24 protein-coding genes are annotated in these 22,675 nt (G+C 31.0%); 1 reads left to right on the forward strand and 23 read right to left on the reverse strand.

Annotated features, from left to right (window positions below; genetic code table 11):
* Positions 1-85: 85 nt before the first annotated feature.
* The 13 genes from pyrE to greA form a co-directional block, all read right to left on the reverse strand.
* Positions 86-667, reverse strand: coding sequence for an orotate phosphoribosyltransferase (gene pyrE / locus VJI77_RS05910; RefSeq protein WP_323988720.1), 582 nt, complete (start codon positions 665-667; stop codon positions 86-88).
* A gap of 9 nt (positions 668-676) precedes the next feature.
* Positions 677-1,573 (reverse strand): dihydroorotate dehydrogenase, encoded by an 897-nt coding sequence (locus tag VJI77_RS05915; RefSeq protein WP_323988721.1) that lies wholly within the window; start codon positions 1,571-1,573, stop codon positions 677-679.
* Positions 1,573-2,301: a dihydroorotate dehydrogenase electron transfer subunit gene (locus tag VJI77_RS05920; RefSeq protein WP_004832568.1), complete on the reverse strand. Its 729-nt coding sequence runs from the start codon at positions 2,299-2,301 to the stop codon at positions 1,573-1,575. The genes VJI77_RS05915 and VJI77_RS05920 overlap by 1 nt, the downstream gene beginning before the upstream one ends.
* A complete protein-coding gene (gene pyrF / locus VJI77_RS05925; protein WP_323988722.1) occupies positions 2,291-3,145 on the reverse strand; it encodes an orotidine-5'-phosphate decarboxylase in 855 nt (284 codons plus the stop codon). Before pyrF ends, VJI77_RS05920 begins: the two co-directional genes overlap by 11 nt.
* On the reverse strand, positions 3,145-4,332 hold the full coding sequence (locus VJI77_RS05930) for a dihydroorotase (protein WP_323988723.1): 1,188 nt from the start codon (positions 4,330-4,332) through the stop codon (positions 3,145-3,147). The genes pyrF and VJI77_RS05930 overlap by 1 nt, the downstream gene beginning before the upstream one ends.
* Positions 4,316-4,759, reverse strand: a complete 444-nt coding sequence (locus VJI77_RS05935; protein ID WP_029949439.1) for an aspartate carbamoyltransferase regulatory subunit — start codon at positions 4,757-4,759, stop codon at positions 4,316-4,318. Before VJI77_RS05935 ends, VJI77_RS05930 begins: the two co-directional genes overlap by 17 nt.
* Positions 4,759-5,679 (reverse strand): aspartate carbamoyltransferase, encoded by a 921-nt coding sequence (gene pyrB / locus VJI77_RS05940; RefSeq protein ID WP_323988724.1) that lies wholly within the window; start codon positions 5,677-5,679, stop codon positions 4,759-4,761. Before pyrB ends, VJI77_RS05935 begins: the two co-directional genes overlap by 1 nt.
* A gap of 485 nt (positions 5,680-6,164) precedes the next feature.
* A complete protein-coding gene (locus tag VJI77_RS05945; protein WP_323988725.1) occupies positions 6,165-7,991 on the reverse strand; it encodes a polysaccharide biosynthesis protein in 1,827 nt (608 codons plus the stop codon).
* Positions 7,992-7,993: 2 nt separating this feature from the next.
* Positions 7,994-8,878, reverse strand: coding sequence for a UTP--glucose-1-phosphate uridylyltransferase (locus VJI77_RS05950; RefSeq protein ID WP_323988727.1), 885 nt, complete (start codon positions 8,876-8,878; stop codon positions 7,994-7,996).
* A 2-nt stretch (positions 8,879-8,880) separates the two neighbouring features.
* Positions 8,881-10,071: a DegT/DnrJ/EryC1/StrS family aminotransferase gene (locus VJI77_RS05955; protein WP_313961646.1), complete on the reverse strand. Its 1,191-nt coding sequence runs from the start codon at positions 10,069-10,071 to the stop codon at positions 8,881-8,883.
* Between the two features lie 12 nt (positions 10,072-10,083).
* Entirely contained in the window at positions 10,084-10,446 is a 363-nt protein-coding gene (locus VJI77_RS05960; protein ID WP_323988728.1) for a hypothetical protein, read from the reverse strand.
* Positions 10,447-10,455: 9 nt separating this feature from the next.
* Positions 10,456-11,913, reverse strand: a complete 1,458-nt coding sequence (gene lysS, locus VJI77_RS05965; protein WP_323988816.1) for a lysine--tRNA ligase — start codon at positions 11,911-11,913, stop codon at positions 10,456-10,458.
* 35 nt (positions 11,914-11,948) lie between these two features.
* The gene (greA, locus tag VJI77_RS05970) at positions 11,949-12,431 is read right to left on the reverse strand and encodes a transcription elongation factor GreA (RefSeq protein WP_009354343.1); all 483 of its coding nucleotides are present in this window, start codon (positions 12,429-12,431) and stop codon (positions 11,949-11,951) included.
* A 234-nt stretch (positions 12,432-12,665) separates the two neighbouring features.
* Between greA and VJI77_RS05975 the strand changes: the two genes are divergently transcribed.
* Positions 12,666-13,082 (forward strand): hypothetical protein, encoded by a 417-nt coding sequence (locus VJI77_RS05975; RefSeq protein ID WP_323988729.1) that lies wholly within the window; start codon positions 12,666-12,668, stop codon positions 13,080-13,082.
* A gap of 651 nt (positions 13,083-13,733) precedes the next feature.
* Here the strand turns inward: VJI77_RS05975 and VJI77_RS05980 are convergent.
* The 10 genes from VJI77_RS05980 to modB form a co-directional block, all read right to left on the reverse strand.
* A complete protein-coding gene (locus tag VJI77_RS05980; protein ID WP_323988730.1) occupies positions 13,734-14,165 on the reverse strand; it encodes a hypothetical protein in 432 nt (143 codons plus the stop codon).
* A gap of 204 nt (positions 14,166-14,369) precedes the next feature.
* Positions 14,370-15,284, reverse strand: coding sequence for an ABC transporter permease (locus VJI77_RS05985; protein WP_313961412.1), 915 nt, complete (start codon positions 15,282-15,284; stop codon positions 14,370-14,372).
* A gap of 16 nt (positions 15,285-15,300) precedes the next feature.
* A complete protein-coding gene (gene opp4B, locus VJI77_RS05990; protein ID WP_323988731.1) occupies positions 15,301-16,257 on the reverse strand; it encodes an oligopeptide ABC transporter permease in 957 nt (318 codons plus the stop codon).
* A 1-nt stretch (position 16,258) separates the two neighbouring features.
* A complete protein-coding gene (locus VJI77_RS05995) occupies positions 16,259-17,194 on the reverse strand; it encodes an ATP-binding cassette domain-containing protein (RefSeq protein WP_323988732.1) in 936 nt (311 codons plus the stop codon).
* Complete coding sequence (locus tag VJI77_RS06000) at positions 17,194-18,198, reverse strand: ABC transporter ATP-binding protein (RefSeq protein ID WP_313961409.1); 1,005 nt, start codon at positions 18,196-18,198, stop codon at positions 17,194-17,196. The genes VJI77_RS05995 and VJI77_RS06000 overlap by 1 nt, the downstream gene beginning before the upstream one ends.
* Positions 18,199-19,054: 856 nt before the next feature.
* A complete protein-coding gene (locus VJI77_RS06005) occupies positions 19,055-19,486 on the reverse strand; it encodes an MOSC domain-containing protein (RefSeq protein WP_323988733.1) in 432 nt (143 codons plus the stop codon).
* Entirely contained in the window at positions 19,486-19,971 is a 486-nt protein-coding gene (gene moaC / locus VJI77_RS06010; RefSeq protein WP_323988734.1) for a cyclic pyranopterin monophosphate synthase MoaC, read from the reverse strand. Before moaC ends, VJI77_RS06005 begins: the two co-directional genes overlap by 1 nt.
* 1 nt (position 19,972) lies before the next feature.
* Positions 19,973-20,914: a GTP 3',8-cyclase MoaA gene (gene moaA / locus VJI77_RS06015; RefSeq protein WP_323988735.1), complete on the reverse strand. Its 942-nt coding sequence runs from the start codon at positions 20,912-20,914 to the stop codon at positions 19,973-19,975.
* A 20-nt stretch (positions 20,915-20,934) separates the two neighbouring features.
* On the reverse strand, positions 20,935-21,978 hold the full coding sequence (locus VJI77_RS06020) for a sulfate/molybdate ABC transporter ATP-binding protein (RefSeq protein ID WP_323988737.1): 1,044 nt from the start codon (positions 21,976-21,978) through the stop codon (positions 20,935-20,937).
* 16 nt (positions 21,979-21,994) lie between these two features.
* Entirely contained in the window at positions 21,995-22,657 is a 663-nt protein-coding gene (modB, locus tag VJI77_RS06025) for a molybdate ABC transporter permease subunit (RefSeq protein ID WP_009448367.1), read from the reverse strand.
* Positions 22,658-22,675: the final 18 nt, after the last annotated feature.

A 22,675-nucleotide genomic window follows, 5' to 3' on the forward strand; every position in this document is an offset into this window, starting at 1 on the left:
AGGGTGGGGTTGTTATTGCGAAGCAACAAGGTTCCCGGGTACCCACCCGATGCAAAGCATCGTGGAAGGGTGGGGTTCTTATAGCTTAGAATTTTTTTCTGCTTCCCGGTTTTACTAGTTCAATTTTTCCTTCTCTACAAAGTGGACAATCCTCCTTGTCAAATGCTTGAACATTTAAGGAAATTGCAGGGAAAAGTTGATATCCGATATTTGATTTTCCATTTGTTCTATCAACAATTGAAGCGATTCCAACTACATTTGCACCATGTTCTTTTAGAACTTTTATTGTTTCCAATGAAGATTTCCCCGTTGTAACAACGTCTTCAACTACAAGCACATTTTCTCCCTCATTTATGAAAAATCCTCTTCTTAAAGTCATCATTTCATTTTCTCTTTCTGTGAACATCGCTCTTACTCCCAAGGCTCTTCCCAATTCGTAGGCAATTACAATTCCACCCATTGCAGGTCCAACTACTGCATCAACTTTTACATTTGCATCTTCAAGTTTTTTCTTAATTACCTTACAAACTTCTTCAGCTTTTTCTGGATACATCAAAAGTTTTGCACATTGAACATATTTGTCGCTATGTTTTCCTGATGATAATAAGAAATGTCCTTCTAATAATGCTTCACTTTCTTTTAATAATTCCAATACTCTTTGATCCATAATTTCCTCCTAAATAATTCCTCTAATTTCTTCTAAATTTTTTATATTTTGTTCTTTACAGAATTTTTCCATTCCTTCAATTATATCAATCATAACTCTCGGATTGATAAAGTTTGCTGTTCCGACTTGAATTGCAGTTGCTCCAGCCATAATAAATTCAATCGCATCTTGCCAATTCATTATTCCACCCATTCCGATAATTGGAACATCTACAACCGAAGCGACATCTCTTACCATTCTAAGAGCTATCGGTTTTATACAAGCTCCTGAAAGTCCTGCCGTTACATTGTCAAAAACTGCTTTTCTATTATAAATATCTATCGCCAAGGCATTAAATGTATTAACAAGTGAAAGACAATCCGCTCCCGCTTCAACACAAGTTTTTGCCATTTCTTTTATATTTTCAGCATTTGGAGATAATTTTACCATAAGGACTTTATCCGTATTTTCTCTAACTTTTCTTACGATTCCCTCTGCAATATCACATTTTATTCCAAAAGCCATTCCACCTGATTTTACATTCGGACAGGATATATTTAATTCAATTATTTTTATATTCGTCTTATTGATAAGTTCTACAGATTTTAAATAATCCTCTAATTGTGAACCTCCAATGTTTGCTAAAATCTGTGTATCAAAACTTTCCATAAAAGGTAAATCTTCTTCAATGAAAGTCGGTACTGAAGGATTTTGAAGTCCGATACTGTTCATTATCCCTGCAGGTGTTTCGTAAATTCTAATTCCCGTATTTCCGTCCTTACCTGCAAAAGTAAGTCCCTTTGTAGAAATACCGCCTATTCTGTTTAAGTCGATATATTCAGCATATTCTCTGCCGAATCCGAAAGTTCCGGACGCTCCGATAACGGGGTTTTTAAATTTAACTCCACAAATATCTACTTCCAACATTAAAAATTCACCTCCTTAACTTCAAATACAGGACCTTCCTTGCAAATTCTTTTCATTCCGTTTTTAGTTTTACAACTACAAGCTAGACAAGCCCCGATTCCACAACCCATTCTACTCTCTAAAGAAACATAGACAGGTATGTCAAAGCCTAAATTTTTTACAGAATTCATCATAGGATTTGGACCGCAACAATAAATTACATCATAATCATCTTTTATTATTTCAGTTATGAATCCCTTATGTCCTACACTTCCCGTATTTGTTGCGATATATGTATTTTTTGTAAATTCCTTAAATTCTTCAGTAAAATATATTTCATCTCTAAAGCCTGCATATAAATCCACATCTGCTTCCAATTTCTTTGCAAGATATAGCATTGGTGCAATTCCAATTCCCCCTGCAACAAGAGCAACTTTTTTGCCCTTATATTCATCAATCGGAAATCCGTTACCAAGCGGTCCTAAAATTTCTATGTTGTCTCCTACTTTCTTTTCAGACATAATCTTTGTCCCTTTTCCCACAACTGCATAAAGAAAAGTTAATTTATTGTCCTCCATATCGCAGATACTTATCGGACGGGGAAGCATAGTCCCGTCCTCAAAGCATTTAACCATATAAAATTGTCCGACTTTAGCTTTAAATTCTCCCTTAACATCCATTTTGTAAATGCCTTCAGAGATTTTTTCATTTAAAATTATTTCAACTTTTTCGTATGATTTATTCTCCATAAATATCCTTCCTCATATTCAAAACAGCTTCTCTTGTATAATGAGCAAATCTTTCTTCGCCGTCTTCAAATTTTTGATAGTATTTTATAATTCCTCTTGAAGAGTTTACAACTCCGCCGTTAAAGTCATTCAAGTAAGTTCTGATGTCTTCTGCTTTTGCGCCTTGCGCTCCATATCCCGGTAATAAGAAGAAAATATTTTTATATCTTTCTCTTATCTTCTTAGCTTCTTCACTATGAGTTGCTCCTACGACAAATCCCAAAGGGGAATATCCACATTCAGAAGTCAATTCATCAGCAAATTTTTTAAGTTCATCTCCAACTTTAAAATATAGAGCCTCTCCGTTGTAGTCAAGACATTCAATGTCCTTTGCTCCCTCATTTGAAGTTCTAAGTAAAACGAAAATTCCCTTTTCTCCTGTTTTCAAATAATCTAAATAAGGTGTGATACTGTCCATTCCCATATATGGATTAAGAGTTATAAAGTCTGCTTCAAACTCTCCTTTAAAATGTGCCTTTGCATATTCCTTTGCAGTACTTGCAATATCCCCTCTTTTAACATCTCCGATACTTAAAAGTCCCTTTTCTTTAAGATATCTTAAAGTTCTTTGATAAGCAATAAGGCCTTCAAGTCCGTTTGCTTCATAATATGCAATTTGTGGTTTGTAGATTGCTACAATATCACTTGTTGCATCAATTATTGTCTTATTGTATTCAAAAATTATATCTGAAATTTTTTCGTGCTTTTCTTTAATATAATTTGGAATATAGTCTAAATGGCTGTCAAGTCCAACACAAACAAACCCTTTTTCTTTTACTGCTTCATATAATCTATCTATTATCATTAAAATTCTCCTTTATACTTAATTTCTCCCGCTTTAATTGTCATAAGCACTTCTCCGTAAAGTTCCATTTTATCAAAAGGTGTATTTTTTGCTTTTGATGCAAATTTACTTGAATCTACAACAATTTTTTTATCAGTATCAACTATAACCAAATCTGCAAAATATCCCTCTTTTAAAAGACCTTTTTTAATTCCCATTAAATTAGCTCCACCATAGGACATTACTTTTGACAAAGTTCTTATGTCGATATTTCTCTCTTTAACCAATTTTGTATTACAAATCGCAAATGCAGTTTCAAGACCAACAAGTCCCGGACTTCCATTTGCCTTATCCTCTGCAGTATGTGGGGCATGATCCGTTGCAATCGCATCAACAGTTCCATCCAAAATTCCATCTATTAAAGCCTCAACATCTGCCTTTTCTCTTATCGGCGGATTTACTCTGTAGGAGTTATCCCAAAGTGCAATATGATGTGGAGTTACTTCACAAGTAACCTTTACTCCCTCTTTTTTCCCACGTCTTACAGCTTCCAAAGAGTCGATTGTACTGATGTGGCAAAGATGAATTCTTCCATCCAATCTCTTTGCAAGATAGACATCCCTTAAAGTCATAAGGTCTTCCGCTATTCTGTAATCAATTGGAGAAAGTTCACTTTCTGCATGTATCATTATGATTTTATCGTATTTTTTCACCTCTAAAATCGCTCTGTACATTGTAGTTTCAGAAAGCACACCCTTACCGTCATCGGATAAAAATTTTGCATTTTCAAATTTTGAATAGTCAACCAAATTTTTTCCGTCAAAATTTTTAGTAACTGCAACTATTTGATTTATATCTACTAAATCCAATTCCTTTGCTCTCTTCATTATATCATTATAAGTTTCCAAATCACCGCAAATCGGCTTTGTGTTTGCCATTGTATTTACAGTTGTATATCCACCTCTTAAAGCTGAAAGTGAGCCTGTTTTTAAATCTTCCTTATAAGTAAAACCCGGATCTCTAAAATGCACATGCAAATCCACAAATGCAGGCATAACAGTCTTTCTCTTCGCATCTATAATTTCAAAACTGTCATCAAAACTCAAATTTTTGCCAATCTCTACAATCTTTCCATCTTCAATCTTTATCTCTCCGACTCTATTTATATTTTTATCCACCAAGATTGCATTTTTAACTATTTTTTTCATTATGTCCTCCACAAGAATACAAATTATCACAGTAATTACATCTATAAATTCCCTTTTCTCTATTAACTAATATAAATTTATTTGGAACATTTTCGTGGCAAGTTATGCAACGTGGATTTTTACATTTTATAAAACCCTCTACTTTTTCCGGTAAAATCATTGAAAGTTTTTCCTTGATTTTTTCATTTTCTATGATGTTTACAGTCAAATCTTTGTCGATTAAACCTAAAATCGCAAGGTCAATATCCATAACATTTTCAATCTTTATCATGTCTTTTTTGCCATATTTTTTAGAATCTGCATTCATTATAAGTGCAACTGTAAAATCTGCACTATCCAATTCTAAAAGTTTAAAAATTTCATATCCAAGACCCGGTTTAATATGGTCTATTACAATTCCATTTGAAATACTATTAATATTTAACATTATTTTACCTCCAACAATTTTAAGATTAATGCCATTCTGATTATCATACCGAATTTAACTTGATTAAAATACTTTGCTCTAGGATCTTCATCAACTTCTGTCGCAATTTCATTTACTCTTGGCAATGGGTGAAGAATTATCATATCATCCTTTGCTGTTTTCATCTTCTTATTATCTAAAATGTAAGTATCTTTAAGCCTTACATAATCAGCCTCATTGAAAAATCTTTCCCTTTGAACTCTTGTCATATATAGAATATCAAGTTTATCCATAACTTCTTCTATTGTTCTAACTTCAATAAACTCTACATTATGATCATTTAGATACATCTTAATATATTCTGGAATAACAAGCTCAACAGGTGAAATAAAGATAAATTTATTTCCCTTAAACTTTGAAAGTGTCTTAACAAGTGAATGAACAGTTCTTCCGAATTTTAAGTCCCCACAAAGACCAATAGTCATATTTTCCAAACTTTTCTTATATTGAGAAATTGTAAGTAAATCTGTAAGAGTTTGAGTTGGATGTTGATGTCCACCGTCTCCCGCATTAATAAAAGGAACAAGTGTAACTTCTTTTGCAAGCTCTGCAGAACCCTCATGAGGATGACGCATAGCTATAATATCTGAATAACAACCCACTGTTTTTATTGTATCTTGTAGGCTTTCTCCCTTAGTTGCTGATGAAACTTTAGGATCCGGAACAGTTATACAACTTCCACCAAGTCTAAGCATAGCTGCTTCAAAACTCAATCTTGTTCTTGTTGACGGTTCAAAAAATAATGAAGCTAAAACTTTTCCCCTACATTTTTCTGAAAATTTTTCAGGATTATTATAAATCTCTGCTCCTAACTCCATAAGTTCAAGCAACTCTTCACAAGAAAAGTCCTCACTACTAACTAAATTTCTAAATTCTTTCATACAATCCCTCCTATTAAGTCATTTTGTCATAATCACAAAAAAAGGAAATAACTAAAAGTTATTTCCTAAAATTTAAAATATTAACGAAAAATATTAAATATAATTCCTTTACAAAGTCCTTAACAACTTTGATAAAAGGAAATTTTATAAACTTAAAAAAAATGCTAGAAATACATTTTTTAAAAAATGAATTCCTAGCTAAATTACTAAGTTTATTAAAAAGAGAAAATTTAAGACCAAAAACAGAAGAGTCAATTAAACAATTATTCTTGCTATTAAAAACCGACATTTGAACTGTATTTGTCATAAAATTTACCTCCGTCAAATTTTCTTTGATTATTATACAATAATAGAACTATATTGTCAATACATTTTTAAAAGATTTCACAAAAAAACTCCACCTTTTTGGTGGAGTGTTTCTATTGCGAAGCAACAAGGTTCTCGGGTACCCATCCGATGCGAAGCATCGTGGAAGGGTGGGGTTCTTACTTATTCAACAAATCAGGTTTAAATGTCGGAACCATATCTTTTAAGATGTCTGTAATTTCTTTTTTATCCAGAGTGTTTTTAACTTTATCAAGTCTTTCAAGTCCGTCTTTTAAAGCTTCTACATCGTGAACTATCGGTTTTTCTATAAATATTTTTTCATAGTCAGTTGCAACTGAATTTTCCATATTTAATAGTATTTCTTCATAAAGTTTTTCGCCCGGTCTAAGTCCTGTAATCTTTATGTCGATGTCTTTATAAGGTTCATAGCCAGAAAGTCTAATAAGGTTCTTTGCCAAATCAAGTATCTTAACTGGTTCACCCATATCAAGTATAAAGATTTCTCCCCCTTTGGCGATTGCTCCTGCTTGTAATACAAGTTGGCAAGCTTCAGGGATTGTCATAAAGTATCTTATTATATCTTCGTGAGTAACTGTAACAGGTCCACCCTCTTTAATTTGATTGATGAAAAGTGGAATTACAGATCCGTTTGAGCCCAATACATTTCCGAATCTAACTGCAACAAATTCTGTTTTGGATTTTTCGTTAAATGTTTGAACTAACATTTCACAAATTCTCTTTGTAGTTCCCATTACAGATGTCGGATTTACAGCTTTATCTGTTGAAATTAAAACGAATCTTGAAACACCGTGCTTATCGCAAGCTCTTAGAACATTTAATGTTCCAAAAACATTGTTTTTAATTGCAGAAGTTGAGCTGTTTTCCATAAGTGGAACATGTTTATGAGCAGCTGCATGAAATACTACATCCGGTTTATATTTTCCAAAGATAATATCCATTCTTACTGCATCTCTTATTGATTCAATTTCTACAACTAAATCCAAATCCTTATAATGTCTTACAAGTTCCATTTGAATTTCATAGGCATTATTTTCGTAGATGTCTAAAATTATCAATCTTTTTGGACTGAATTTCGCTATTTGTCTACAAAGCTCGGAGCCAATTGAACCACCTCCACCTGTTACCAAGACTGTTTTATTTCTCAAGAAATCATTTAGGACTTCTTGATCTAATTTAACTTCATCACGTCCAAGTAAATCTCCAATTTCAACATCTCTTAAATCTCTTATATTTAATTTTTGATCATCAATTAATTCATACATTCCAGGAATTATTTTAATCTTCATAGATAATTTTGAACAAATATCTGAAATGTCTTGTTGAATTTCCCTATTTGCTGAAGGCATTGCCAAAATAACTTCATCAATTCTAAATTCGTTAATTGCTGAAATTATTTTTTCTTTTCCACCAACAACTGGAATTCCTAAAATTTCTGTTCCTATTTTATTTTTATCGTCATCAATAAAAACTACAACCTTATATCCTAATTCTTTATGTTTTCTAAGTTCATTAAGAACTAAGACCCCTGCATCTCCAGCACCAACTATTAAAACTCTTTTAAGTTTTTCAACAGGGATTGAAAAAACTAAATTTTTTCTAGCTTTTGAAAGATATCTTGTACCAGTAACAAAGAACATATCAATTACAAATACAAGTGCCATAACACTTCTCGGAAATCCTACATTCATTGAAATCAAAAATATTCCTGTTAGAACATTTGCTACAACTATTGCCATAAAAATTCTAGACAATTCTTTAAAATCAGCATATCTCCACATTATTCTATATAATCCAAATAGAGCAAAAACTACAATTTTGATTAAAACTATAGGAATTATCCATTTGCTATACATATACCAATAATTTGCAGGAATATGCCAGTCAAATTTTAATAAAAATCCTAAATAGTAGCAAAGATTTATAACTATAATATCCAGTATTATTAAAAATATTTTTCTGACCATTATTATTCTCCCATTTTAAAATCCGATGAAACTAATTCTTTCAAATACTCCTTAATAGCATTTTTATTTGTTTCATCTTTCAAGCCATATTCAACACTTGCAATCAGAACTCCAAGTTTATTTCCAACGTCATAAGTTTTTCCGTCAAATTTATATCCTAATAAATCTCCTTTTAAAGTCAATTCATTTAAGGAGTCTGTAAATTGTATTTCTCCATTTTTTCCTGCTTTTTGATTTTCAAGAATTTCAAAGATTTCATTTTTAACAATGTATCTTCCGACCATCGCTAAATTTGAATTTGTTTCATCAATACTCGGCTTTTCTATAAGTCTAGTTGAGTCAAAAACATCTTTTTCGATTTCTTTTCCTTCCAAAATGCCATAATTGTGTCTTTTCTCATCAGGCACAACTTCAACTCCTACTACTGTTTTTCCGTATCTGTTATAAATATCAACAAGCTCTTTTGTGCATGAACTGTCTTTACAATCAATTATAACATCCCCCAAAACAACTGAAAAATCTTCGCCATTTACTGCTTCTTTTGCACAAAGAATTGCATGACCCAATCCTTTTTGTTCTTTTTGAATTATAAAACTTATCTTACATTCTAATATTTTTTCTAAAGATTCAATATCACTTTTTGATACATTATTCGAATTTTTAACTCTTGGATCAATTTCAGAGTTAAAATGCTTATCAATAGTAAAATAATCTTCATTTACAATAAGAATTACCTCATCAATTCCTGCCTCTACAACTTCTTCAATAACATATTGTAAAGTAGGTTTGTCAAAAATCGGCAACATTGCCTTTGGAACACCTTTAGTTGCAGGAAACATTCTAGTAGCGAGTCCAGCAGTTGGAATCACGACTTTTTTTATCTTCATAACTACACCAACGCCTTCAAATTTTCAATTACATAATCAACTTGTTCATCTGTCAATAAAGTATGAAGTGGCAAAGTAATTTCTGATTTATAATTATCATAGGCATTTGGATAATCCTTGATGTCAAAACCTAAATTCTTATAAGCAGTATGCATAGGCAAAGGCTTATAATGAACATTAGTTGAAATTCCTCTTTCAGCCATCTTTATAATTATTTCATTTCTCTCTTCTTCACTTGCACCATCGATATTTACAATATAAAGATGACAACAAGATTTTCTATCTTCTTCAAAGTGAACAAAAGGTTTAATTCTTGTTCCTTCAAATCCTCTATTATATCTTTCTACAATTTCAAAACGTCTTTTCAACAGATTTGGATATCTCTTTAACTGAGCTAAACCAATACCTGAAGCAATATCAGTTAAATTGCATTTATAATTAGGAGCAACAATATCATACTCCCAAGAACCAGGTTTCATCTTTGAAAGAGCATCCTTTGATTGCCCATGCAAAGATAAAAGTTGAAATTCTCTATAAATTTCATCATTATCCAAGCCTAAATCTCTATTCCAAGTAACTGAGCCACCCTCAGCAACAGTAAAATTTTTAACTGCATGGAAAGAAAAACAAGTAAAATCAGCAATACTTCCACTCGGTTTGCCTTTATATACAGCTCCAAGTGAATGAGCGGCATCAGCCATAACTATAACTCTACCGATTTTTTCTTGTAATTTATTATTAGGCTTAAATAAGGCTTTCTTTTTTTCTACAATTTCAAAAATTTCATCATATTTACAAGGCTTCCCAGCCAAATCAACTGGAATAATTACCTTTGTCTTTTCTGTAATAGCATTTTCTAAAGCTTTTAAGTCCATAAACTTATCTTCTTTATTACAATCAACTAAGACAATTTTTGCTCCAACATGATGAATAACACTTGCAGATGCAGTATAAGTATATGCACAAGTTATAACTTCATCTCCTTCTTCAACTCCAAGAACTCTTAAAGTAAGCTCCATTGCAGCTGTTGCAGAGTTTAAACAAACTGTTTTATCTGTATTTGTAAAAGCAGATAGTTCTTGTTCTAATCTTTTAGTTTTCGGACCAGTTGTTATCCAACCTGATTTTAAAGTATCAACAACTTCATCAATCTCTAATTGGGTAATATCTGGTGGAGAAAATTCTATTCTCATATAATCACTGTCCTATCTATTGTTGTTATTATTATTTCTATTATTGTTATTATTGTTATTATTATTTCTATTATTGTTGTTATTGTTGCTGTTATTTTTATTATTGCTATTATTACTGTTATTGTTGTTATCAGTATTTTCATTAGTCTTATCAGAAGATGAATTTTTCTTCTTATCTATAACAGCACCTTTGCCTTCTTTAATGTTTTTAATTAAAGATTCTTTGTCATCTTCATCAACAAGAATATATTCAACATTTTCAACTTTATCTTCTTTCTTTTCATCGTCTACAACAACTTTTCCTGTATGGAAACTTGAACAACCAACAAAAGAAAGACAAACTAAACAAATCGCAACTAAATTTCTTTTTTTCATAATGAACTCCTATTCACTATCCTTTTCAACCATAGGTTTCATTGTTGGGAAAAGTAATACATCTCTTATAGATTCTTGATTAGTCAAGTACATAATAAGTCTATCAATTCCAATTCCCATACCACCTGTTGGTGGAAGACCTATCTCAAGCGCATTGATGAAATCATAATCCATCATTTGTGCTTCGTCATCTCCATTTTCTCTGGCTTCAACTTGTTTTAAAAATCTTTGCTTTTGATCTATCGCATCATTTAATTCACTAAAAGCATTTGCAATCTCTCCACAATTTACAAAAGCCTCAAATCTTTGAGTATATCTCTTGTCCTTAGGATCTCTCTTAGCAAGTGGACTGATTTCCACAGGATGCTTAGTAACAAAAGTAGGTTGAACCATATATTCTTCGCAAAATTCTTCAAAGAATAGAGAAATAACTTCTCCTCTTGTAGTATGTTCTGTTACTTCTATTTTCTTTTCAATAGCAAGCTTTCTTGCTTCTTCATCAGTTAAAATTGTTTCAAAATCAACTCCTGCATATTCTTTTACAGCGTCAACCATTGAAATTCTTCTCCAAGGTGGTTTAAAGTCGATAACTTTACCTTGTAACTCAACTTCAGACTTTCCAACAACTTCCATACAAACAGTATAAACCATTTCTTCACAAAGTGTCATCATTTCTTCATAGTCAACATAGGCTTGATATAATTCAATTGCAGTATATTCAGGATTATGAAGTTTATCCATACCTTCATTTCTGAACATTCTTCCCATTTCATAAACTTTATCGAAACCACCTACAATCAATCTCTTTAAATATAATTCATTTGCAATTCTAAGATACATATCAATATCCAAAGTATTGTGATGAGTTATAAAAGGTCTTGCATTCGCTCCACCGGCAATTGTATTTAAAATAGGTGTTTCAACTTCTAAGAATCCTCTACTATCAAGATATTTTCTAATAGAAGAAATAATTTTACTTCTCATAACAAAAACATCTTTGATTTCAGGATTTACAATTAAATCTACATATCTTTGTCTATATCTTAAGTCAACATCTTTTAGGCCATGAAACTTTTCTGGTAAAAGTTGTAAAGATTTTGTAAGTAAGACAACCTTTGAACTTCTTATTGAAATTTCTCCTGCATGAGTTGTGAAAACTTCTCCTTCAACCCCTACAATATCTCCAATGTCTAAAGTCTTAACTTCTTCATAACTTTCGCCTAAAACATCAAGCTTATTGAAAAGTTGAATTTTTCCAGAAAAATCTTGCAAGTCCATAAAACAAACTTTACCATGTCCTCTTTTTGTTCTAATACGACCAGCAAGTCTTACAACTTTTCCTTCATAATTTTCATAATTATCTTTTATCTCTTTTGAATAAATAGTACCTTCAAACTTTTCTATCTCATGTGGGTCTTTTCCTGCATCAACTAACTCTTGTAATTTTTGTCTTCTAACTAAGAGCATTTCATTTAAATTTTGTTCTTCCACTATATCACCTCTTAATTTACCTTAATATTTTGTATTTTATATTCTACAACATTTCCGTTAGGTAATTGTACTTGAACTTTATTTCCTTTTTTCTTTCCTAAAATAGCTCTACCGACCGGAGATTCATTTGAAATTTTTCCTTCAAGTGGATTACTTTCAGCAGAACCTACAATAGTATATTCTATTTTTTTCTTGCTTTCAACTTGAACTAAAGTAACTGTAGCACCAACATTTACAGTTTTTGTATCTAATTCAACTTCATCAATTATCTTTGCATTTGCAATCATATTGTCAAGTTTAACTATTTTTTCTTCTATCTGAGCTTGTTCATTTTTAGCTTCATCATATTCAGAGTTTTCAGAAAGGTCTCCAAAATCTCTAGCAATCTTTATTTTTTCTGCAATTTCTTGTCTTTTTACAGTTTTTAATTCTTCTAATTCTAATTCCAATTTTTTTAACCCTTCAGCGGTTAAAAATATTTCTTTTTCGTCCATAATATCTCTCCTTAAAAATCTACAATACTATTCAAATAATTATACTAAAAACATAAAAAAAAGTCAATCAAACTATGAATATTACATATAAAATACTAAAATTATATTTATGAAATTGCTTGACTAAAGTTTAAATATATGTTAAAATGTATTTGTCAAAGTATTAATGTTTTACTTTGTTTTTATAATAAAGTAAAAGGTATTTAAATAGTTATTTTACAAAGGGAGGATTTTATGACTAGACTTAAAAAACTTGTTAGTTTATTATTAGTTTCTTTGGCATTATGTTCTTGTGCATCTACAGGAATGTTGAAAAAAATTGAAAACAAGGTTTATGAAGGAGATGGCGGAGCACAATTGGTTATAGTAAAAGAAAAATTTAAGTCTCCAAAACTTATGTTTCATGGCCCAAGTCTAATTAAACCTAACACAAATCCCGAACAAATTGAAAAAAATAGAGATAAATATGAAAAAAGTAAAAATAAAGAATATTCTGGTGTAAAAATCGAAGAAAGAGATGGCAAAAAATATATTGTTGCCAAAGATTTTAAATATAAACTAGTTGTTGTAGATGAAAATACAATTTTAGACGAAGAAGATAATGTAAATTATAGATGCTTACCGGATTTATATAAAGACAGCAAAAAATAAGAATTGACTAAACTCCACACAAGTGGAGTTTTTTGTTTAATATATCGAAGATACATATATAAATTGTATTTTTGATTTCTTTCAGAAATACTATTGCTTGCCATCAAGCAATAGTATGAGATTTCCAGATCAATTGTATCTAACGATACAATTACCCCGTCAGACCTACTTTTGTTTACAAGTAAACAAAGTTAGGGCTAGATTAACCGTGTTCGAGATAATATATAAGAAATTGTAACCACTTAATATATGATATGAAGCTTAAAAATTTTTTCCTATAAGTAAAAATTCTAAAAAAAATGCAAGAATTTCATAGAAAATTAAATCACTATGTTTTTATTTTTTTGCCTTTTATCATATTTTATTATAGTACAGTTTTAATTTCACAGCTAAATATGTTTAATAATAAATTTTTTTGTGTTTTAAAATTGATTTTTATGGTATATATAAACTGTGTGGTAGTGTTTAAAGATAATAAACTCCTCCCATAAGTTTTCCTTTTCTTCGCTACCACATTTTACATATTAACAGTATAGTTATTGGTCCTTTTAAATCCTCCCAATTTTTATAAAGATAAATTAACTTGCTGTGATATTTAACTTTCCTAAACAAAAAATGGATGCAAAAGCATCCATTTTTTTTGATTTTATTTTAATCTGCATCTCCGAATAAATCAACAAAATTATATTCAAGTTTCTTTGATTCAATAACTAATAAATTTTTGTCTTTTATTAAGATGTCTTCAGGAATTCCATCTGCTGTTATATATTTTTTACCATTTTTCTCAATTATTCTTGGATTGTAATATAGTTTAGGAATTGAATAAGCTCCTTTTTCATCTTCTCCTTCTGTATCTATTTCTATAAAATCAGCATGTTTTTTTGCAACCTTTAGAGTATCTTCCTCTCTATTATATTCTACTGCTGTAGAATTTAAATAAATTCTAAGATATCCCTTATAGGAAAAATAGTCTCTATTTGTAAAAGGTTTCATTTCTTCATAAGTTATACATTCAGAATAAACATATCCTGAAAAAGCTAATACACAACAACAAACTAACAAATATTTAATAAATCTCTTCATTGGCAATCCTCCTTTAAATAAATTACTCACAGCATTTAATTAAATTAATACTGTAATTAAATTATATCATATTAAATGATGCTTGTAAACAGATTTTTGCACCTTTTTATAATAAATATTTACGATATATCTTTTTTATATAATGGTTTCACAACAAAAAAAGCGTAGAACACTCTACGCTTAATTTTTTATGTTAAATTATTTCTAACCTAATCTTTGTTTTGCATCTGATGCTCTTCTTAATGCTTGTCCAGCATAGTTAATTGAAAGCATTAGTACAAGTACTAATAATGATGCAGGTAACCAAATGTACATTCTATCTCTTAAAACTATAGGATCCAATGCCTTGTTGATTAGTGTTCCAAGTGAAGGTATTCCATCTGGTAAACCGAAACCAAGGAATGTAAGTCCGATTTCAATTCCCATATTACCAGCTAAATCTAAGATAAAACTAATTATAAGAATTGAGCTGATATTTGGTAAGATTCCACCGAACATTATCTTCCAAGCTGGTGTTCCCATTGTCTTAGAAGCACTTATATAATCACGTCTTCCTTCAGAAAGAGCTTTTGATCTTACAAGTCTTGCAATACCAACCCAGTAGAATACAGTCATTATGATTACGAATGTAAATACATTGTATCTAGGAACTAATGTTATGAATACGATAATAAGCATAAGAATTGGTAATACTTGAATAAAGTCTATAATTCTCATGATGATATTATCAACTATACCACCATAGTATCCGATAATCAAACCAACTATTATACCAATTAAATTAGTTAAAATAGTTACTGATACACCTATAAGGATTGAATTCCTAGTTCCAAGGAAAAGTTGTCCTAAAAGTGGTCGTCCTGCTTGGTCAGTTCCTAGCAAATGTCCACCTTCTCCTGGTCTTAGGAATGATTCCATAAGATTTACTTTCATTACTTCTTCTAAATTGAAGAACAAACTTCCTATAAACACTACTAATATTATCGTAATAAATACTAAAAGTGAAAATGTCGCTAATTTGTCTTTTCTAAATTCCCTAACAATTACGTGAAAAGCACTTGGTGTAATTTCTTGATTATGTAGGGAAGCATCTTTTTCCATTTCTTTTTTCTTACTCATTTTATCACTCCCCCTATTAGTCTATTCTTATTCTTGGATCAACTATACTCATAATGATGTCTGATAACAAACTTCCAAGTAGAGTCATAAATCCGTAAATCATAATTAATGCTGTTAACAATGAATAATCTCTTGATGAAATTGATTCAAAGAATAATTTACCCATTCCAGGATAACTAAAGATTGTTTCCATAAATACAGAACCTGAAATAAGTCCTGTTAATGTAAAACCAAAGAATGCGGCTATTGGCAAAACAGAATTTCTAAAGATATGATGTGAATAAACTTTATCTATAGGAACTCCCTTACTTCTTGCAGTTCTTACATAGTCTGAACTTTTAGCATCTATAACTTCATTTCTCAAATATTGAACTGTTACTGTTGTAGCAATTAAAGTATAACATATTGCAGGTAATATCATATGTCTAAATCTACTTATTACATAGGCAAAACCCGTAACACCAGCATCAACAGAACCAGATGCTGGGAACCAATGTAATGTATAACCAAATACTAAAATCATAACTAAGTAGAAGATATAACCTGGAATCGCATAAGTTACGAAGTTATACAATGTAACTGCTCTATCAAACTTGCCTCCACTATATCTACCTGATATCATACCAAGTGGTAATGAAACGGCATATGAACATATTACACAAAGTAAAGCTAACCAAAATGTATTGCTAACTCTTTGAGCTAAAAGAGTAGATACTGGTAACTTAAATGTATAACTAGTACCAAAATCTCCATGCATTATATTAGTAATCCATCTCCAATATTGTTGGTACCATGGATCATAGAAACCATATTTTATTCTTAAAGCTTCTATTTGTTTAGGATCAGTTGTTGGTGTAATTTGTCCAGAGAATGGATCCCCTGGCATCATCTTAGCCAAAATAAATACAAGAAGGCTTAATATTACTAATTGAGGTATCATTAAAAGAAATCTCTTTAATACGGTTTTCCACATATTATTTTACCTCCTTTTTTGCTACATAGTGAGTATCTGTAAGTTTAATCAAATCAAATACTTTACCATTTTCATCATAATATTCTTTTTCTAATTCTTTATATTCTTCTTCTACTCTAAGTCTGTTTGCAATTAATTGTTCCTTAATTCTAGGATCAGTTTCAGGAATCGCTGCAATTAATCTCTTAGTGTAGATATGTTGTGGATCTTTGTAAATATCTTCCTTTGTTCCTCTTTCTACAAGTCTTCCTCTGTACATAATATTTATGTAATCACACATATGTTTTACAACACCAAGGTCGTGAGAAATGAAAAGGTAAGATAATCCTAAATCTTTTTGAATCTTTTTCATAAAGTTCAAAACTTGTGCTTGAACTGAAAGGTCAAGTGCTGAAACAGGTTCGTCAGCTATGATAAGTTTAGGATTTAAACTTATTGCTCTAGCAACCCCTATTCTTTGTCTTTGTCCACCTGAAAATTCGAATGAATATTTGTATAATGCATCTTCAGGCATACCAACTATATCTAATAGTTCTAAAACTCTTTTTCTTTCTTCTGTTACAGTCATCTTTTCGAAGTTTCTTAAGGGCTCTGCAATGATGTCAATAACTCTTTTCTTAGGGTCTAAACTCGCCATATTATCTTGGAAAATCATTTGAACATCCCTTGTAAACTCTTTATCTTTTCTTACCATTCTTTTAGTAAGTTTTTTGTCTTCAAAAATAACTTCTCCACTTGTAATTTTTTCAAGACCAATTATAGCTTTACCGATAGTACTTTTACCACTACCACTTTCTCCGATAAGTCCATAAGTCTTTCCCTTTTCAATAACCATATCTACGCCATCAACAGCTAAAACATGGTCGATTATCCTATTGAAAAAGCCTCCTCTTATTGGATAGTGAACCTTTAAGTCTTTAATTTCTAAAAAGCTCATTAATTACCCCCCTTTTCATCAAAATGAAAATTCTTATAACAAGTACATCTTACTAAATGCCCTGGTGATACTTCATGCATTGTAGGATTTTCTTCATGTTCTTCTTCACTTATCCAAGGGATTCTAGCCTTAAATCTACAACCTTGTCTTGGTAAATTTTTAAGTGAAGGAACCATCCCTTGTATTACATATAAATCTTCATCATCTGCGTCCATTTGAGGAATACTGTTCAACAAACTTCTAGTATAAGGATGCTTTGGATTTGTAAATAATTCTACAACTGGTGCTTCTTCTACAATTTGTCCAGCATACATTACACAAACTCTGTCAGCAAGTTGAGCAACAACTCCTAAATCGTGAGTAATCAAAATAATTCCTGCATTAATTTCCTTTTGAATTTGAACTAAAAGGTCTAAGATTTGAGCTTGAATTGTTACGTCAAGTGCAGTTGTTGGTTCATCTGCAATAATAATCTTAGGTTTACAAGCAAGAGCAATTGCGATGATAACTCTTTGTCTCATACCACCTGATAATTCATGTGGATATTGTCTTGCAACACGAGGAGGATTAGGAATACCTACTTGTTCAATCAATTCCAAAACTCTCGCTTTTCTTTCTTCAGCATTCATTTTTGTATGATAAATCAAACCTTCCTCGATTTGTTTTCCTATTCTTTGTAAAGGATTTAAAGCTGAAAGCGGATCTTGGAAAATCATTCCAATCCCTTCCCCTCTAATTTCATTAAATTCTTTTTCTGACAAACCTACTAAATTTTTTCCTTCAAACAAAATTTCTCCTGTTGAACGAGTGAAGTTTGGATTGTGTAAACCCATAACAGTAGTAGCTAAAGTCGATTTACCGCAACCACTTTCTCCTACTATAGCTAGTATTTCATCAGAGAATAATTTCATATCAACGCCATCAACTGCGTCAAAATATTCATCACGGATTCTAAAACTTGTGTGTAAATCTTTAATTTCCAAAAGCAATTCCTTTTGATCCATTGATTCTCTCCCCCTAACTTTGTGTTTTGGTATTATTCTCTATAAAAGCATAAATACATCTTGATAGCTAAATTCGTTTTTAAAAAACTAAAGTGAAAAGGAATAAAAAGTTTAAAAAATAATTCCTTATGAAACAAAAATCAACCTAACAAATAAATCAATTTTTAACAATCAATGTATCTATGTTATAAATTCAATTATAATTATACAATATTTAAAATTAATAATCAAGTACCTTGAAAACATTTTTAAAGTTTATTATTCTAAATAGCAGGTAATTTCAAAAATGTATAATTATGCTTTTTTATGAAAATAATCTAAAATATATAATATCTTTTTGTTATTCTTTTCTTATTTTTATTTTGTCATAACTTTTGTAATATACTACATTAAGTGTTAAACCAATTATATTGATTTAAGATATCCCATACAAAAATGAAATTTTGAATAATTTTACAGATTGTAGAAAGTTAATCAAAGAATTTTTTGTGATTTTTTGAACTAATTAAAAAAATTTGTGAAATTAATTTCTTAAATTTTCATAAAAATTTTATAAGAACCCCACCCTTCCACGATGCTTTGCATCGGCTGGGTGCCCGGGAACCTTGTTGCTTCGCAATAATAACCACACCCTTCCACGATGCTTTGCATCGGCTGGATGCCCGCGAACCTTGTTGCTTCGCAATAATAACCCCTCCCTTCCACGATGCTTTGCATCGGCTGGGTACCCGCGAACCTTGTTGTTTCACAATAATAACCCCTCCCTTCCACGATGCTTTGCATCGGCTGGGTACCCGCGAACCTTGTTGTTTCACAATAAAAAAGACATCTAAATTTTAGATGTCTTAAGTTTAATTTATTTTTCTACGATTTCAATTTTATCGTCGGCTTTTATCTTTCCACCTTTTATTACTTTTGTGAAAATTCCCTCTCTTGGCATAACACAGTCGCCAACAATATGTCTGATTTCACAGCCTAGATGACATTCTTTTCCTATTTGTGTAACTTCAAGAATACATTCTCCTACCTTTAAGATTGTTCCAATCGGTAATTTGTAAAGGACAATTCCTTCAGTTAAGATGTTTTCTGCAAAGTCTCCTGCTGAAAGGGTAGGAAGTTTTTCTTTCATCGTTTCCATACTTTCAACTCCAAGCAAACTTACTTGTCTATGCCATTTTCCTGCATGTGCATCGCCGTCTATTCCGTAATCTTCAATTAATTCTATGTACTCTACGGGATGTTTTTTTATTCCCTTTCTTTCACTTATACTTACTGCTAAAACTTTCATTACTTACTCCTCACAAAATCTCCGCTTTTCCCACCTGATTTTTCCAATAATTTAATATCCGTTATTTCAATATCTCTTTGAACTGCCTTACACATATCATATATCGTTAGAGCAGCTATTGAAACTGCTGACAGTGCTTCCATTTCAACTCCAGTTTCCCCGACACATTTAGTTGTGGCAATTATTTCTATTTCAAAGTTTTCATAATCCATATTAAATTCAATGTCAACACCTACTAAGTTTATCGGATGGCACATTGGAATTATATCGGAAGTCTTTTTTGCTCCCATAATTCCGGCGACTTGAGAAACAGCTAAAACATCACCCTTTTTAGCTTTTCCATTTACAACTATATTAAAAGTTTCTTCATTTAATTTAACTTTTGAAAAAGCTTTGGCAATTCTCTTTGTCTTTTCTTTTTCTCCAACATCGACCATTTTCGCTCGGCCTTGATCATTAATATGAGTTAAAACTTTTTCTTCCATTTTAACCTCCAATTTTATTCATATCTCTTGCACTTTCACTCTTTCCGTCTTCAAGATGATGTTTTTCAGGTTTTTCATAAATTCCTCTCTTGAAAACTTCTTCAAGTTCTTCTCCACTCAAGCCTTTAAGATTTATTTCATCTTTTGAATGTAGGCAAGGTTTTAGTTTTCCATCACTTGTTAATCTTATACGATTGCAATCTTCACAGAATGAACAACTTATAGGGCTTATGAGTCCTATTCTACCTTTTTGTCCCTTTATCTTATAGATTTTTGCAACTCCTGAAACTCCGTCGAACTCCAATTTTGGAACTTTTTCTAAAACAATTTTGTTTGAAATGAACTTATCCTTAGACCAATTTGCAGTTTCTCCGATTTGCATAAGCTCTATAAAACGAACTTCCAAATCGTATTTATTTGCTAAATTTACAAAGTCTTCTATTTCATCATCATTAAAGCCACCGATTAGAACTACATTTATCTTGACCTTAAAGCCCTTTTTTATAGCATAAAAAAGACTCTCCATAGTCTTATCAAAATCATTTCTCCTTGTTATATCATTGTACTTTTCTTTTATCAAAGTGTCAAGGCTAAAATTTATTCTTCTAACTTTATTTTCAAAAAGTTCATCTGCCATCTCTTTTAGATAAACTCCATTTGTAGTTATTGCAATATCTTCAATTTCATTAATTTCGGAAATCTGTTTACACAAATTAATAAAACCGCGACGAACCAAAGGTTCCCCGCCTGTCAACCTAATTTTTTTTATTCCGTTTTTCGATGCGACTTTAACTATTTCAACAATTTCTTCAATGGATAGAATATCACTGTGACAAAGACTTTCAACCCCACTTTCAGGCATACAGTATTTGCATCTTAGATTACATAAATCAGTAACTGAAATTCTAAGGTAGGTGATATTTCTTCCAAATCTATCTTTCATATAATCTCCTATCTAGATTTTTAATTATTTTCTGCTTCCAACAAAATTAAATCTTCCTTTTTTAATGTTATATAAATATGTTCTTGTCTTTCCACCTTTTCCCAAATGTCTTTAGTTACTTCAACTCTTATGGATTTTCTTGCACCTTTTTTACGAACTAGGATTATAAAAGTAAAAACATCCTCAATAACCTTGTCGATTTCAACTTCAAATGAGTTTTCTTCTGATTTTACAAATTCGATAAAATGTGCACGAACTCCTAAAACTTTATGATTTTCTAAAATCACATCGTTAGTTTCAAGCTCAACATTCCAGTCTTTTGCAATAAGTCTATTTTCTGAAATTTTTTCAATTTCAGAAAAGTTTTTACAACCTGAAATAAGGCAGGAAGAAAAAGTTTTTGGATTTTTAAAAAGCTCTTTCTTTTTCATAAGCTCTTCGCTTTTCCCTTTGCACATTACACAAATTTCATTACAAAGTCTATAGACTTCTTCTCTACTATGTGAAACTAAAATTGTAGGAATTTTGTATTTTCTTAAAACTTCAGAAACTTCCAATTCTATTTTCCATTTTAAATAGTCATCTAAGGCAGAAAAAGGCTCATCTAAAAGGATAATTTCCGGCTTGTTTATAAGTAATCTCGCAAGAGCAACTCTCTGTTTTTCTCCGCCAGAAATTTCATTTATTTTTTTATCTTTTAAATGAGAAATCCTCATTTCTTCAAGTTTTTCCATAATTAATTTATCAAAATTTTCTCCTTCTCTTATACCCACTTTAATATTTTCATAGACATTCATATTAGGAAAAAGGGCATTGTCTTGAAATAAATAACCTATTTTTCTATCCTTTGGAGAAACATTTATCTTTTTTTCAGAGTCGAATAGAACTCTATCATTTAATACAATTCTTCCTTTATCGGGTTTTTCAATTCCTGCAATACATTTTAAAGTAAGACTTTTTCCGCTTCCTGAAGCCCCTAAAAGTCCCATTATTTCATTGTCAAATTCAAATTTAGTTCTTAAATTAAATTTGCCAAAACTTTTTTCAATATCAACATAAATCATAAATTACTCCAATTTTTTATTCTTTAATCGCTTTATTTTCCAACATATTTATAATGATAAGAACTGTAAATGAAATTACAATATTAACAAGCACCCATCTATAAGCCAAAGCATCATTTCCCGTTCTCCAAAGTTGATAAACAGTTGTTGAAATTGTCGCAGTATCATTTGGAGTATAGCCTGAAACCATACTTGTCGCCCCATATTCTCCCAAGGCTCTTGCAAAACTTAAAACAAGTCCTGCCAAAATCCCCTGTTTACAATTAGGCAAAGTTATTCTCCAAAAAATCCAAGTATTGCTCTTTCCAAGTGTTTGAGCAACGTATTTTAAATTCATATCGAAATTTTGAAAAGAACTTCTGGCTATTCTATACATTAGAGGAAAAGTTACGACTACAGTTGCAAAGATTGCAGAATACCAATTCATAACAAGTCTTATTGAAAATTTTTCCAAGAAAAAACTTCCGATTGCACTTTTCGGAGATAATAATCTCAAAATGAAAAAGCCGATAACCGTAGGTGGTAATACTAAGGGAAGTGTTAGAATAACATCCAAAATTCCCCTTACAAATCTATTAAGTTTTGAAATATAATATGCTAAGAATATCCCGATAAAAAAAGTTATCACAGAAGAAATTAATGCAATTCTTAGCGAATTCAAAAGAGGATAAAAATCCATAAACACTTCCCTTTCATA

Origin of the sequence: Parvimonas sp. D2 (assembly GCF_035282635.1) — a bacterium.
Taxonomy (GTDB): Bacteria; Bacillota; Clostridia; order Tissierellales; family Peptoniphilaceae; genus Parvimonas.

Excerpts from the sequence above, each read along its gene's own strand:
- pyrE (WP_323988720.1), bottom strand. The coding sequence starts at position 667 with ATGGATCAAAGAGTATTGGAATTATTAAAAGAAAGTGAAGCATTATTA.
- VJI77_RS05915 (WP_323988721.1), bottom strand. The coding sequence starts at position 1,573 with ATGTTGGAAGTAGATATTTGTGGAGTTAAATTTAAAAACCCCGTTATC.
- VJI77_RS05920 (WP_004832568.1), bottom strand. The coding sequence starts at position 2,301 with ATGGAGAATAAATCATACGAAAAAGTTGAAATAATTTTAAATGAAAAA.
- pyrF (WP_323988722.1), bottom strand. The coding sequence starts at position 3,145 with ATGATAATAGATAGATTATATGAAGCAGTAAAAGAAAAAGGGTTTGTT.
- VJI77_RS05930 (WP_323988723.1), bottom strand. The coding sequence starts at position 4,332 with ATGAAAAAAATAGTTAAAAATGCAATCTTGGTGGATAAAAATATAAAT.
- VJI77_RS05935 (WP_029949439.1), bottom strand. The coding sequence starts at position 4,759 with ATGTTAAATATTAATAGTATTTCAAATGGAATTGTAATAGACCATATT.
- pyrB (WP_323988724.1), bottom strand. The coding sequence starts at position 5,679 with ATGAAAGAATTTAGAAATTTAGTTAGTAGTGAGGACTTTTCTTGTGAA.
- VJI77_RS05945 (WP_323988725.1), bottom strand. The coding sequence starts at position 7,991 with ATGGTCAGAAAAATATTTTTAATAATACTGGATATTATAGTTATAAAT.
- VJI77_RS05950 (WP_323988727.1), bottom strand. The coding sequence starts at position 8,878 with ATGAAGATAAAAAAAGTCGTGATTCCAACTGCTGGACTCGCTACTAGA.
- VJI77_RS05955 (WP_313961646.1), bottom strand. The coding sequence starts at position 10,071 with ATGAGAATAGAATTTTCTCCACCAGATATTACCCAATTAGAGATTGAT.
- VJI77_RS05960 (WP_323988728.1), bottom strand. The coding sequence starts at position 10,446 with ATGAAAAAAAGAAATTTAGTTGCGATTTGTTTAGTTTGTCTTTCTTTT.
- lysS (WP_323988816.1), bottom strand. The coding sequence starts at position 11,913 with ATGCTCTTAGTTAGAAGACAAAAATTACAAGAGTTAGTTGATGCAGGA.
- greA (WP_009354343.1), bottom strand. The coding sequence starts at position 12,431 with ATGGACGAAAAAGAAATATTTTTAACCGCTGAAGGGTTAAAAAAATTG.
- VJI77_RS05975 (WP_323988729.1), top strand. The coding sequence starts at position 12,666 with ATGACTAGACTTAAAAAACTTGTTAGTTTATTATTAGTTTCTTTGGCA.
- VJI77_RS05980 (WP_323988730.1), bottom strand. The coding sequence starts at position 14,165 with ATGAAGAGATTTATTAAATATTTGTTAGTTTGTTGTTGTGTATTAGCT.
- VJI77_RS05985 (WP_313961412.1), bottom strand. The coding sequence starts at position 15,284 with ATGAGTAAGAAAAAAGAAATGGAAAAAGATGCTTCCCTACATAATCAA.
- opp4B (WP_323988731.1), bottom strand. The coding sequence starts at position 16,257 with ATGTGGAAAACCGTATTAAAGAGATTTCTTTTAATGATACCTCAATTA.
- VJI77_RS05995 (WP_323988732.1), bottom strand. The coding sequence starts at position 17,194 with ATGAGCTTTTTAGAAATTAAAGACTTAAAGGTTCACTATCCAATAAGA.
- VJI77_RS06000 (WP_313961409.1), bottom strand. The coding sequence starts at position 18,198 with ATGGATCAAAAGGAATTGCTTTTGGAAATTAAAGATTTACACACAAGT.
- VJI77_RS06005 (WP_323988733.1), bottom strand. The coding sequence starts at position 19,486 with ATGAAAGTTTTAGCAGTAAGTATAAGTGAAAGAAAGGGAATAAAAAAA.
- moaC (WP_323988734.1), bottom strand. The coding sequence starts at position 19,971 with ATGGAAGAAAAAGTTTTAACTCATATTAATGATCAAGGCCGAGCGAAA.
- moaA (WP_323988735.1), bottom strand. The coding sequence starts at position 20,914 with ATGAAAGATAGATTTGGAAGAAATATCACCTACCTTAGAATTTCAGTT.
- VJI77_RS06020 (WP_323988737.1), bottom strand. The coding sequence starts at position 21,978 with ATGATTTATGTTGATATTGAAAAAAGTTTTGGCAAATTTAATTTAAGA.
- modB (WP_009448367.1), bottom strand. The coding sequence starts at position 22,657 with ATGGATTTTTATCCTCTTTTGAATTCGCTAAGAATTGCATTAATTTCT.